Source organism: Aquimarina atlantica (assembly GCF_000626715.1).
Taxonomy (GTDB): domain Bacteria; phylum Bacteroidota; class Bacteroidia; order Flavobacteriales; family Flavobacteriaceae; genus Aquimarina; species Aquimarina atlantica.
The window spans coordinates 235,379-247,355 of record NZ_AQRA01000006.1 but is presented as its reverse complement, the minus strand read 5'-3'; the positions used below and the strand labels follow the sequence as shown (position 1 = coordinate 247,355).

14 protein-coding genes are annotated in these 11,977 nt (G+C 32.0%); 10 read left to right on the top strand and 4 right to left on the bottom strand.

Translation table 11 applies throughout. The features are described 5' to 3' along the window. Positions 1–18 precede the first annotated feature (18 nt). The 6 genes from ATO12_RS14690 to ATO12_RS26125 all read left to right on the top strand — a co-directional run bounded on the left by ATO12_RS14690 (position 19) and on the right by ATO12_RS26125 (position 4,637). Positions 19–2,742, top strand: a complete 2,724-nt coding sequence (locus tag ATO12_RS14690) for a CHAT domain-containing protein (RefSeq protein WP_034242915.1) — start codon at positions 19–21, stop codon at positions 2,740–2,742. Positions 2,743–3,000: 258 nt separating this feature from the next. After that, positions 3,001–3,186 (top strand): hypothetical protein, encoded by a 186-nt coding sequence (locus tag ATO12_RS14685; protein ID WP_034242914.1) that lies wholly within the window; start codon positions 3,001–3,003, stop codon positions 3,184–3,186. A 71-nt stretch (positions 3,187–3,257) separates the two neighbouring features. Then, the gene (locus tag ATO12_RS14680; protein ID WP_034242912.1) at positions 3,258–3,464 is read left to right on the top strand and encodes a hypothetical protein; all 207 of its coding nucleotides are present in this window, start codon (positions 3,258–3,260) and stop codon (positions 3,462–3,464) included. A gap of 149 nt (positions 3,465–3,613) precedes the next feature. Next, the gene (locus ATO12_RS14675) at positions 3,614–3,832 is read left to right on the top strand and encodes a hypothetical protein (protein WP_034242911.1); all 219 of its coding nucleotides are present in this window, start codon (positions 3,614–3,616) and stop codon (positions 3,830–3,832) included. A 77-nt stretch (positions 3,833–3,909) separates the two neighbouring features. After that, on the top strand, positions 3,910–4,092 hold the full coding sequence (locus ATO12_RS14670) for a hypothetical protein (RefSeq protein WP_034242910.1): 183 nt from the start codon (positions 3,910–3,912) through the stop codon (positions 4,090–4,092). 368 nt (positions 4,093–4,460) lie between these two features. Further along, on the top strand, positions 4,461–4,637 hold the full coding sequence (locus ATO12_RS26125; protein WP_165583389.1) for a hypothetical protein: 177 nt from the start codon (positions 4,461–4,463) through the stop codon (positions 4,635–4,637). A 129-nt stretch (positions 4,638–4,766) separates the two neighbouring features. On the opposite strand, the gene ATO12_RS14665 is transcribed toward ATO12_RS26125, so the two are convergent. Continuing rightward, positions 4,767–6,971, bottom strand: coding sequence for a RecQ family ATP-dependent DNA helicase (locus ATO12_RS14665; RefSeq protein WP_034242909.1), 2,205 nt, complete (start codon positions 6,969–6,971; stop codon positions 4,767–4,769). A gap of 235 nt (positions 6,972–7,206) precedes the next feature. On the opposite strand from ATO12_RS14665, the gene ATO12_RS14660 reads away from it, so the two are divergent. From ATO12_RS14660 to lptB, 4 genes are all read left to right on the top strand, one after another. Then, a complete protein-coding gene (locus ATO12_RS14660) occupies positions 7,207–8,175 on the top strand; it encodes a KpsF/GutQ family sugar-phosphate isomerase (RefSeq protein WP_034242908.1) in 969 nt (322 codons plus the stop codon). Beyond that, positions 8,175–9,014: a twin-arginine translocase subunit TatC gene (gene tatC / locus ATO12_RS14655; protein ID WP_034242907.1), complete on the top strand. Its 840-nt coding sequence runs from the start codon at positions 8,175–8,177 to the stop codon at positions 9,012–9,014. The genes ATO12_RS14660 and tatC overlap by 1 nt, the downstream gene beginning before the upstream one ends. Then, complete coding sequence (locus ATO12_RS14650; RefSeq protein ID WP_025665997.1) at positions 9,011–9,361, top strand: carboxymuconolactone decarboxylase family protein; 351 nt, start codon at positions 9,011–9,013, stop codon at positions 9,359–9,361. Before tatC ends, ATO12_RS14650 begins: the two co-directional genes overlap by 4 nt. Positions 9,362–9,441: 80 nt before the next feature. Continuing rightward, a complete protein-coding gene (gene lptB / locus ATO12_RS14645) occupies positions 9,442–10,182 on the top strand; it encodes an LPS export ABC transporter ATP-binding protein (protein ID WP_034242905.1) in 741 nt (246 codons plus the stop codon). Positions 10,183–10,236: 54 nt separating this feature from the next. On the opposite strand, the gene ATO12_RS14640 is transcribed toward lptB, so the two are convergent. From ATO12_RS14640 to ATO12_RS26120, 3 genes are all read right to left on the bottom strand, one after another. Then, positions 10,237–11,001: a CDP-alcohol phosphatidyltransferase family protein gene (locus ATO12_RS14640; RefSeq protein ID WP_034242904.1), complete on the bottom strand. Its 765-nt coding sequence runs from the start codon at positions 10,999–11,001 to the stop codon at positions 10,237–10,239. 317 nt (positions 11,002–11,318) lie between these two features. Beyond that, positions 11,319–11,513: a hypothetical protein gene (locus tag ATO12_RS14635; RefSeq protein WP_034242903.1), complete on the bottom strand. Its 195-nt coding sequence runs from the start codon at positions 11,511–11,513 to the stop codon at positions 11,319–11,321. A 38-nt stretch (positions 11,514–11,551) separates the two neighbouring features. Further along, positions 11,552–11,728: a hypothetical protein gene (locus tag ATO12_RS26120; RefSeq protein ID WP_165583388.1), complete on the bottom strand. Its 177-nt coding sequence runs from the start codon at positions 11,726–11,728 to the stop codon at positions 11,552–11,554. Between the last annotated feature and the right edge of the window lie 249 nt (positions 11,729–11,977).

Genomic DNA, 11,977 nt, shown 5'->3' with positions numbered 1-11,977 from the left:
TACCAGTTACGTTATAACATGAGGAAATATGTAGTAATTTTATTTTTCTGTATATCTTATTTCCTGACTTTTTCTAGCAGAGGTCAGGAAATATCTTTTAGTCTAGATTCTATATCTAAATTACCTGGTAGTAATTATGAAAAACTAGGTAGTTATTATACACTATTAGATGGCTATAAAAAAAGTAATAATCTTACTCAACTAGGATTTGACGCGCATCAATTAGCTAAATGGATACACAAAGAAAAAAAATGGGATAAGGCAATAGAAATAGCAAAAATAGCTTATCTAGCTAGAGAAAATGCAATTCCTTTTAATCCAGAGTTATTAAAAAGAAGTTATTACAATTACGCAAATTTTAATAGAAAAAAAGAGAACTACACTATAGCAATTCGTTATTTCAGAAAGATGATTGAAGTAAAGGGTTCTGATTTCTTTAATGGAAAAGCCTATGCTTTAATTGGAGAATGCTATGGTAAAATAGGAGATTTATACCAGGCAGTAGAACATCAACTTCAAGCATTTGTAGATTTTGAATCAAAAAAACAGAAAGCGTATACTATTTCGAATCACATCAATATTGCTGTATCGTATAGAAATATCCGGAATCGAAAAAGCAATCAAAAGGCTGTTAGCCATTTACTAACTGCAGATTCTTTGATACATACTTTAGAGAAACCTAACTTACACGATCTCTATGCTATATATAACAATCTGGGGCTCTACTATAAAGAAGCTGCTAAAGATCATGATATGGCTATCGAATACTTCAAAAAAGCTCTAGAAATAGCTAAAAAAATGGGGATTGACAGAAATTTGGGGCAAATTCATTATAACTTGGGTATCTCAAATATCGATTCTGACAATGTAATAGCAGAAGAACATTTGAATCAATCTTTAGTTTACTCTAAAAATGTAGGCTACTTGATTCCTAAAATTTATATGGGATTAGGTATATCTGCTTTTACTAAAGAAGACTATAATATTGCACAAGAACAGTATAGAAAAGCTTTCTCTTACTATTTTAATATCGACATCCCTGATACAGACTGGTTACCTAAAAAAGAGCACCTGATTCATATCAATAATAAGGCCACTCTTCTTGAATTATTTAAAAAAAAAATTCAAGCATACTTAGAGCATGGCAAAAAAGAAAAGGATTCGTCTAGTCATTTATCTGCTATTAAAACAGTTATGGCCAGCGATCTACTTATTGATATTATCATGAAGGAAAACCTATCTTATAAATCCAAATTATTCTGGAGAAGTTTGATCTCAGAGATTTACATTTTAGGACTAGAAGCATGCATTAATTCTAACAATAAGGATGCTGCATTCTATTTTATGGAAAAAAATAAAGCCTTACTATTAACACAAGACATTACTAAAAAGAAAATTAGTATCCCAGAGGAGGTTTTAGAACAAGAAAAAAAATTGGAGAATGAAATTATTAAATTTCAAAATCAGTTCAAGAACTCCTCTAAAAAACAAAAAGATTCTCTCTCTGCAATTATTCTATCCAAAAAGAGTGAGTTATCTCATTATAAAGATTCTCTCTCATATAACTATCCCGAGTATTTTTCTTCGTATACCATCCCTGAAATGGTTTCTCTGTCGGATATAAAATTAAAAGATAATCAAATAATCATCAATTATACTATGGCAGAAGAAGTTTTAGGAGCACTGCCTAATGCCTATGGAATGGTTTTATCTAATACACAAAAAAAAGTTTTCAAAATTGAGAACATCAATCAATTAACAGATAATATATATGATTTAAGAAAAAAATTAAAAAAACCATTTAAAACATGGGATGATATTCAAAGGTATAAAGAAGTTTCACATCTACTATACAACACTCTAATACCGCTTGATATTAGAAAAGAGTTAAAAAATAAAAAGGTCACCATCATTGCAGATCACAACATAAGTCTTATACCTTTTGAAGCTCTGGTCACCAACATTGAGTTGGGAACTTACCTCATAGAAGAGTCAGAAATTAATTATGCATATTCGTTGTCTTTTCTAAAAGAAAATAAATCTATCGCGAGAACTTCTACTCAGGATTTTTTAGGGATCGCTCCTGTTAATTTCTCAAATCACTTAACTACTTTACACAGTAGTAACGAAGAAATTAAAACAGCAAACATCTTTTATGATGGTTCTTTGTTTACTAAAGAAAATGCCACAAAGAAAAACTTTATCAAAGAAGCCAATAAATATAAAATCCTGCATTTGGCAACTCATGCTGATGCTTCAGATTCAATCGCTCCCTGGATTGCGTTTTATGACAATAAACTAATAGCAAACGAACTTACTACCATAAAAAACAATGCCGAATTGGTAATTCTAAGCGCTTGTAATACTTCTTTAGGAAAATTAAATCGTGGCGAAGGTCTTATGAGTTTAGCAAGAGAATTCTTTAAATCGGGAGCTAATACTGTAATTCCTTCTCTTTGGAACACCAATGATAAATCAACCGCTACTATAACTTCTGATTTTTATAAGAGTTTAAGCGAAGGTAAAACAAAGTCTCAAGCACTTCGAATTGCAAAACTAAATTATTTGAAATCCAATTCTGATGCTGATGCATCTCCTTACTATTGGGCTCCGTTAGTACTTATAGGTGATACAGGAACTTTAGTCCCAAAATCTAATTACAATTTTCTTATATATAGTATAATTATAATAACAACAATTATATTGTTACTCTTATTTTTTAGATATCGAAGGCATAAATAAAAGGCTACGGTAACACCATAAGAAGCTCAAAATTACTTGTCTCTACATATTTTCTTTTCCCTTTAAAAATAAAAGAATTATCTCTTTTTATTCCCTAAAGCTATTTTTTTGATTTTTCTATAGTAACAATTCTTTTTTTTCTGAACATCATGATAAATAAGTATTGATCTAATCATTTCATAAATGACGTAGAAGGTATTTGTTTTTAAATATCAACCAGATATCATCTGAAATTATTAATTATTAAAAGCCAATATTATGTCGAAAAGCATTTTAAGTATTGAAGGAGCGAATTATCTAAGTAAAGCTCAGCAAAAACAGATTAATGGAGGAGCATTACCCGAGTGCCCTACATTTTTTCCAGGAGATTGTTTTGCAGGTGCTCCTTTCTACTGTAACACACAAGGTTTACCAATTTGTGATCCAATAGACGCAACCAATTAGTAAAATTAAAGACATAAACCTTGAGTGTCTATAAATGTTCGAGGATTTTAATTATTAAAATGACAAAAATCATGAAGAAAAAAAAGTTAAAAAGCTTATCCTTAAACAAAATGGCCATTTCAAGACTCAACCGTTCTACTATTAAAGGAGGAGACAGACTTAGTGCAAATGCATGTTCTGCAGAACTACCGTGTTTATCAAAAGATTGTATTGTGAAAACAGCAGAATGTGGGCCTACAGAAGTATTATGCGAATCTATTCAAGTGCATTGCTTATAGTTCTTAATTTTAGTCTTATTGTTTATTATAGTTTATGCTCAAAGTTAATAATAAGGGTAACATTACTTTATGTAGAAAAATTCACATTAGATGCAAGTTTCAAGTATCTATAAAAAGTTGAGAAAAAATTAATTTAAAAATTTAAAATTATGTTAAAAAACATTGTAAACTTAGACGGTTCTAAAATTATTAAAAAATCTGAACAAAAAAGCGTAATAGGTGGCGGACTGACAATAGGGCCTGCATGCTCAGGTGGAGATCCAATTTGTTGTGGAACTGCACAATGGCAGTGTGGAACAGGACCAAGTGCAGGAGGAATTCATAGAGGAGGATATTTCAACGGAAATCCAGTATGTAATTGCTTTTAAAATGCCTTCATTGAATAAACTGCTTAATTGCAGTTTATTTTTTTATGTAAAAAATATTAATTCTTAAAACTAAAATTATGTTACAAAACATTTTAAATTTAGCTGGTGTAAATCAACTAAACAAAACAAAGCAACTAGAATTAAAAGGTGGCTTACCTCCTGAATGCCCTGCTGCATTTCCAACAGGTTGTTTTTCGGGTCCATTTTATTGCAACATTTACAACTTACCTATTTGTAGTCCAATAGATCTGGAAGATTAAAAAAAAATAAAGGCAACCTGTATTGGTTGCCTTTATTTTTTTTTAATCTTTTATGATCTTAATAATATCAATTCGCCACTTCACTAACAAATTTGATACGATATAAGCGCAATTCTTTATCATCATAATCTCCATCAAATTATTCGACTTAAATTTGTTCGCTAAAACCTTATTTTACAATTAATTAAAAACTTAATAGATATAACAAAAAGGAAAACATAAATATGATACGAAATTATTTTTTTTAACAAAATTTAACTTATGGTAAAGGTAACGTCATATCAAAATATAACATAAACACAATAGATACAAGCCTTGAGTATCTTTAAATGTTTAAGGTATATTATCAAATTAAATAATTTAAAAGCATGAAAAATCAACAAAAAAGTTTAAGATTATCGTTATCTAAAATTGAAATTTCTAAGCTTAACTCAATGACCTCGATCAAAGGAGGTGGCGGAAATGGTGCTAGCAACAACTGTGGTACAAGTGTAAAAGGAAATGGTTGTCAGTCAACAAATCAAACTATATATTGCGATCAATAAGGTCTAGATTTCCTTTTTTGAAACAATTACTAGTTCAATTAAAAAAGAGTTTCTAGTGTTAAACTGAAACTCTTTTTTGATAACATTAAATAGTATTTTAATTAAAAATATACGATGTTTAAAGATTTCCTAATTAGCCACTTCACTTATAAATTTGATACGATATAGGCGTAATTCTTCATCATCATAATCCCCATCAAATTCTTCTATTGCTGTATCTATTTTATCATTTTCGGCTTCAATAAAATATTCATGAATTTCTTCTTGTTGATCTTCATCAAGGATTTCATCTATCCAATAGGCAATATTAAGTTTTGTACCACTGTATACAATTGCTTCCATTTCTTTAATAAAAGTAGGCATATCCATCCCTTTTGCAGCAGCAATATCATCTAATGGTAATTTACGATCTACATTTTGTATGATATATAATTTAAGACCACTATTAGCTCCTGTACTCTTTACTACAAAGTCATCGGGTCGCATAATATCATTTTCTTCTACATATTCTGCAATAAGTGATACAAATGCAGGGCCATATTTTTTAGCTTTACCTTCACCTACACCATGAACATTTGCTAATTCTTCTACAGTAACAGGATACTTAAGTGCCATATCATCTATAGAAGGGTCCTGAAACACTACAAATGGAGGGACTCCTAGTTTTTTGGACACTGTTTTTCTCAAATTTCGTAGCATTCCGACTAGCTTCTCATCACTACCTCCTTTAGCTCCGGATTTCGCAGCAGTAATTATAGAATCATCGTTAGTTTCATCATATATATGATCCTCGGTCATCATAAAGCTTACCGGGTTATCGATAAAACTTTTTCCTTCTGCAGTAATCCTAATTACTCCATAGGTCTCGATATCTTTGCGTAAATATCCTTTTACTAATACCTGGCGTGCAAGAGCCATCCAATATTTATCATCTCGTTCTTTACCACTTCCAAAGAAATCTTGTTGATGTGTTCTATGCGAAATGATTAAAGCATTGCTCTTACCAATAAGTGTATTAACCAGGTCTTTAGATTTGTAGATCTCTCCTGTTTTATTAACTACTTCGAGTAGTAACTTTACTTCATCTTTGGCTTCGTGCTTTTTCTTCGGGTTACGCACATTGTCATCCATATCGGCCCCATCACCATTTACATCATCAAACTCTTCACCAAAATAATGTAATATAAATTTACGCCTGGATATAGAGGTTTCTGCAAATGCTACTATCTCTTGTAACAAAGCGTGACCTATCTCCTGTTCGGCAACAGGTTTACCACTCATAAATTTTTCTAACTTTTCTATATCTTTATAAGCATAGTATGCCAAACAATGCCCTTCTCCGCCATCTCTACCGGCACGTCCTGTTTCCTGGTAATAACTCTCTATACTTTTAGGCATATCATGATGGATCACAAAGCGCACATCGGGTTTATCGATTCCCATTCCGAAAGCAATCGTAGCAACTACCACATCTACATCTTCCATCAAAAACATATCCTGGTGCTTAGCTCTGGTTTTGGCGTCTAATCCTGCATGATAAGGAACAGCTTTTACTCCATTAACTTCTAATGTCTGCGCCAGTTCTTCTACTCTTTTTCTACTAAGACAATATATAATCCCACTTTTACTACTATTTTGTTTTACAAAACGGGTTATATCTGCATCTACATTTTTTGTTTTAGGACGTATTTCATAAAACAGATTAGGGCGGTTAAATGATGCTTTAAATGTTTTAGCATCACTCATCCCTAAATTTTTAAGAATATCTTCCTGCACTTTTGGAGTTGCAGTTGCGGTAAGCCCTATAATAGGAATATCTTCTCCTATTCTTTTAATAATATTACGTAGATTTCGGTATTCGGGTCTAAAATCATGTCCCCATTCACTAATACAATGCGCTTCGTCTACAGCTAAGAAAGAAATTTCCTGAGATTTTAAAAAATCTACATATTCTTCTTTAGTAAGTGATTCTGGTGCAACGTACAATAGCTTTGTAACCCCATTAATTATATCTTCTTTTACCCTTTTTACTTCGGATTTATTAAGAGACGAATTAAGTACATGGGCAATACCCTCTACTGATGAAATACTTCGAATAGCATCCACTTGATTTTTCATTAATGCGATCAGGGGTGAAACCACGATAGCGGTCCCTTTACACATTAAAGCGGGCAGCTGATAACATAGGGATTTACCCCCGCCTGTAGGCATGATTACAAATGTATTTTGTTTTTCCAAAATACTTTGTATTACCTTTTCCTGTAGTCCTCTAAATTGACTAAACCCAAAATGTTTTTTTAAAGCACTTTGCAAGTCAGTTTCATTCAAACTCATTAAACTATTTAACTTTTATATACCAATTAAATAAAGATTCACTAACACTAAATCTATTTCCCCAAATACAGACTTAGTGGATGTTTCGTTTTTAATTTTAGTATGCCAAAGATAAACAAAGCATAAATTAATACGCTTTTTTTTATCACTATTTAAAATTAATAAGGTATTGTATACCTTTGCGTAAATTAAAGATAGTAAAATCTTTATTTATAACACGAAAATTTTTTAAATTTTGAACACCCAGGACACTATAATTTCATATGCTAAAAAAACTGTTGCCGAGGAAGCTCGCGCAATTGCCCACTTAGAAGAGCTCATTGATAAAGAATTTTCTGATGCTGTAGAAACGATACATAACTCAAAAGGCAGGGTTATTATTACTGGTATAGGCAAAAGTGCTATTATTGCCACCAAAATTGTTGCTACAATGAATTCTACAGGTACTCCTGCAGTTTTTATGCATGCTGCCGATGCCATTCATGGTGATTTAGGAAATATTCTCGAAGATGATATCGTTATTTGCATTTCTAAAAGTGGTAATACTCCAGAAATAAAAGTTCTGGTTCCTTTGATTAAAAATTTTAAAAACCCTTTAATTGGCATCACAGCTAATAAAGAATCTTTTTTAGGTCAGGAAGCTGATTACGTATTACATGCCTATGTAGAAAAAGAAGCATGCCCTAATAATCTAGCTCCTACCACAAGTACCACTGCGCAGCTTGTTATTGGAGATGCACTCGCCGTATGTTTATTGCACCTGCAAGGGTTTTCTAGTAGGGATTTTGCCAAATATCACCCGGGAGGTGCTTTGGGGAAAAAACTATACCTTCGAGTAAGTGATATCACATCTCGAAACGAAAAACCCGAAGTATCTCCAGAGTCTAATATAAATACTGTAATTGTTGAAATTACAGAAAAAAGATTAGGAGCTACAGCAGTTACAGAAAATGGGACTATTCTTGGTATTATAACCGATGGAGATTTACGTAGAATGTTAACAAAAGGCACTACATCTTTTGAAGGCTTAGCTGCTAAAGATATTATGTCTCCTAATCCCAAACGTATTGATAATGATGCCATGGCAGTAGATGCTTTAGAGAAATTAGAGGAAAACTCAATAACTCAATTGTTAGCAGAAAAAGACGGTAAATATGTGGGGTTATTACATATTCATGATTTAATGAGAGAAGGTATTTTATAATGGCAGGGAAAACTACTCAAAAAGATCCTCAGTCTATGTCTTTTCTAGATCATCTAGAAGAGTTGCGCTGGCATTTAATTCGGGCTACTGTTGCAGTACTCATTGCCGGAATTATAGCTTTTATATCAAAAGAATTCATCTTTGATGTTATAATTTTTGGACCAAAAAAACCAGATTTCCCTACTTATAATGGTCTCTGTAATCTATCTAAACTTCTAGGTTTAGATGAAAGTTTATGCTTTAAAGAATTACCTTTTAGTGTACAGAGCAGAAAAGTAGCTGGCCAATTCTCTGTTCATATCTGGACCTCAATAACAGCAGGTTTTATTATAGCATTTCCTTATGTACTATATGAATTCTGGAAATTTATTTCTCCTGCATTGTATGATAAAGAGAAAAAGAATTCTAAAGGATTTATTATTATCTGTTCCTGTTTATTTTTCTTGGGAGTACTTTTTGGATACTACGTAATTACACCGTTATCCATTAATTTTTTAGGAGGGTATCAAGTGAGCAAAGAGGTGCTTAACGAATTTGATATTGATAGTTATATAGCACTGGTAAGGGCTTCGGTAATAGCTTGTGGCCTAATATTCGAACTTCCTGTTATTATGTTTTTCCTTACCAAAGTAGGATTAGTTACTCCTGAGTTTTTAAAAAAATATAGAAAATTTGCTTTAGTCATTGTATTAATACTTTCTGCCGTAATTACACCACCTGATATTGCTAGTCAGGTTATTGTTGCTATTCCGGTTTTAATATTATATGAGGTAAGTATTTTTATATCTAAAGCTGTAATAAAAAAAGAAAAGAAAAAATTACAAAAACAATCTAAATGAGTGATATAGTTGACGAATTCAACAGCTACAGAGAAAAAATGAATTCTCGTATCCTGGAGGACAATAACAAAATAATTAAGAGAATCTTTAACCTGGATACCAATGCCTATATGGAAGGTGCTCTAAATGTAAAAACTAAAGAATTATTAGGATTAGTAGCTTCTGTAGTCCTGCGCTGTGACGATTGTGTGCGCTATCATCTTGAAACCTGCCATAAAGAAGGGTTAACCAAAGAAGAAGTAGTCGAATCTCTTAGTATTGCTACTCTGGTAGGAGGCACTATCGTTATTCCTCATTTACGTCGTGCTTATGAGTTTTGGGACGCGCTTGAAGCAAAAGCTTCTTAAGTATGTAGTAGTTAAAAAGAATAATGTAAATTTACCAGCTCATTTTAGCAACACCCCCGATATAAAGAAGTCATTCTGATATGAAGTTAAAAGCAGATAATCTTATAAAATCATATAAAGGTAGAAAAGTAGTAAAAGGAATCTCTCTTGAAGTAAATCAAGGGGAAATTGTTGGACTTCTGGGACCAAATGGTGCTGGTAAAACAACTTCCTTTTATATGATTGTTGGTTTGGTAAAACCTAACGGAGGGAAAATTACGCTAGATGATATCGATATCACCAAATACCCAATGTATAAACGTGCTCAAAATGGTATTGGTTATTTGGCTCAGGAAGCTTCTGTATTTAGAAAACTTAGTATCGAAGATAATATCTTAAGTGTACTTCAGCTCACTAAACTTTCTAAAAAAGAGCAATTGCATAAAATGGAAGCACTTATCGAAGAGTTTGGCTTAGGACATATCCGTAAAAACCGTGGTGATCTTCTAAGTGGTGGTGAGCGTCGTCGTACAGAGATAGCAAGAGCGCTGGCCACAGATCCTAATTTTATCCTTTTGGACGAACCCTTTGCCGGGGTTGACCCAGTAGCTGTAGAAGATATACAACGTATTGTTGCCCAGCTAAAAGATAAAAACATTGGTATTTTAATTACAGATCATAACGTACAGGAAACCCTTGCGATAACAGATAGAACCTATTTAATGTTTGAAGGAAGTATTCTAAAAGCTGGTATCCCCGAAGAATTGGCCGAAGATGAAATGGTACGTAAAGTTTATCTGGGACAAAATTTCGAACTTAGAAAAAAGAAATTAAATTTTTAATGATAATATGGAATTTGATTTTTGAGTCTTACCTTAAAAAATGTTGATCAAAAACTATTCTTCGATCGGCTTTTTTTCTTTGAAAAATAAAGACATTAAAATATAAAGTAATATCACACATGGTATTGCTATAAATTTTAAGGGTACAATTAAAATAACGGTAAGTATTATAAAAATATAACGAACCTTATTTTCTGCAAATCCCCAGGTCTTAAATTTTAAAGCAAATAGAGGAATTTCGGCATTAAGCAGATAACAACTTAGTATAGTTAACCCTATCAAAAACCATTTAGTAAGAATAATTTCCAAAATCCAGGGTTCTTGCTGAAACTTGAGTATTAACGGTAAACTAACAATTAACAATGTATTTGCTGGTGTGGGTAAACCAATAAATGAAGTAGTTTGGCGGGTATCTATATTAAATTTAGCTAATCGATATGCAGAAGCCAAGGTTACCAATAAACCCAGCAAAGACACATAAGACATATCAAAACTTGCTAAAATCTGTTCAGAATTCCAAGAACCTGGAGCTATATAAAATGGTTTTCCAAAAACTTGAGATAACAATTGATACATTACAATACCAGGTGCTACCCCACTGGTAACCATATCTGCCAAAGAATCAAGTTGCAATCCTAATTCACTTTTAACATCTAATATTCTCGCTGCAAAACCATCAAAAAAATCAAATCCTATACCTAGCATTACAAAAAGAGCAGTTAATTCCAATTGTCCCTGAACGGCAAAAATAACCGCAATACATCCACAAAAAAGATTAAGGAGGGTTATAAAGTTTGGAATTTGCTTTTTGATCCACATAAAATTCAATTTTGTGTAAAAATAGTAAACTAAATGGATACTTTATCTGATAATGGTTTCTAACCAAAAAAGAATCATTCTGGCAATCACAAATCATAGATTACAACATCAAATTTTGTCATAGTATCCTATCGCTTTTCTTAATACTTTAGATCCTAATCACCTACCAAATTTATTAAGGATTTAGCTTTCTCAAAATGATTATTTGTTATAAAAAAGCACTGATATCTTTATAAAAAACATCAGTGCTCACATAAAGCGTTTAACATTTTTGATGGGAAGAAAGACATAAGTCCCCCTTATTAACTATGAATCGCTTATATATTACAATATTTTATATACTGTTCAAACACCATGCATAGCCCTAATCCCGCACCTCCAGGTCTACAACATCCCATTGATCCAGGGCAATCCTGATGAGAATAGCATTCTGGATGCCCTCCTCCCCCATTAATTTGTTTTTGCTGTGTTTTGGTTAAAATTTTACCTAAGCTTGAAATGTGATTTTTCATAATATAAGTTTTAAGATTATTTTTTATACTCCCAATAATTAAAGTGGACCTGGATTAAGTCCACAATTTCCATCAATACACGCATACGCGTCTTCTGGTCCCAAAAAATTAGCCCATTCCCAACATTCAAATGAATTTTGACATCTACCTCCATTAATTTGTTTTTGTTGCATTTTGGTTAAAACTTTACCCAAGTTTAAAATGTGATTTTTCATGATATAGGTTTTAAGATTATTTTTTACGATAAACATTTAAAGACACTTATCGTTTATGTCTATTCTTTATAAAAATATTATTCCTAATACAAAAGCTATAAAAAGTGTTTTATACTTTCATATTTTGAATGAAACAATCAATCATTTTTTTCAAAATCCGTAATAAACTAAGAATAAACCCACTACTAATTGTACTACATCAAAATGGGTTCTTGCCCTCAATTTATCCTGATTTAGGTTGAGGGATTG

What these genes read in the sequence shown, in the direction of transcription:
- ATO12_RS14690 (WP_034242915.1), top strand. Translation starts at nt 19, where the DNA reads ATGAGGAAATATGTAGTAATTTTATTTTTCTGTATATCTTATTTCCTG.
- ATO12_RS14685 (WP_034242914.1), top strand. Translation starts at nt 3,001, where the DNA reads ATGTCGAAAAGCATTTTAAGTATTGAAGGAGCGAATTATCTAAGTAAA.
- ATO12_RS14680 (WP_034242912.1), top strand. Translation starts at nt 3,258, where the DNA reads ATGAAGAAAAAAAAGTTAAAAAGCTTATCCTTAAACAAAATGGCCATT.
- ATO12_RS14675 (WP_034242911.1), top strand. Translation starts at nt 3,614, where the DNA reads ATGTTAAAAAACATTGTAAACTTAGACGGTTCTAAAATTATTAAAAAA.
- ATO12_RS14670 (WP_034242910.1), top strand. Translation starts at nt 3,910, where the DNA reads ATGTTACAAAACATTTTAAATTTAGCTGGTGTAAATCAACTAAACAAA.
- ATO12_RS26125 (WP_165583389.1), top strand. Translation starts at nt 4,461, where the DNA reads ATGAAAAATCAACAAAAAAGTTTAAGATTATCGTTATCTAAAATTGAA.
- ATO12_RS14665 (WP_034242909.1), bottom strand. Translation starts at nt 6,971, where the DNA reads ATGAGTTTGAATGAAACTGACTTGCAAAGTGCTTTAAAAAAACATTTT.
- tatC (WP_034242907.1), top strand. Translation starts at nt 8,175, where the DNA reads ATGGCAGGGAAAACTACTCAAAAAGATCCTCAGTCTATGTCTTTTCTA.
- ATO12_RS14650 (WP_025665997.1), top strand. Translation starts at nt 9,011, where the DNA reads ATGAGTGATATAGTTGACGAATTCAACAGCTACAGAGAAAAAATGAAT.
- lptB (WP_034242905.1), top strand. Translation starts at nt 9,442, where the DNA reads ATGAAGTTAAAAGCAGATAATCTTATAAAATCATATAAAGGTAGAAAA.
- ATO12_RS14640 (WP_034242904.1), bottom strand. Translation starts at nt 11,001, where the DNA reads ATGTGGATCAAAAAGCAAATTCCAAACTTTATAACCCTCCTTAATCTT.
- ATO12_RS14635 (WP_034242903.1), bottom strand. Translation starts at nt 11,513, where the DNA reads ATGAAAAATCACATTTCAAGCTTAGGTAAAATTTTAACCAAAACACAG.
- ATO12_RS26120 (WP_165583388.1), bottom strand. Translation starts at nt 11,728, where the DNA reads ATGAAAAATCACATTTTAAACTTGGGTAAAGTTTTAACCAAAATGCAA.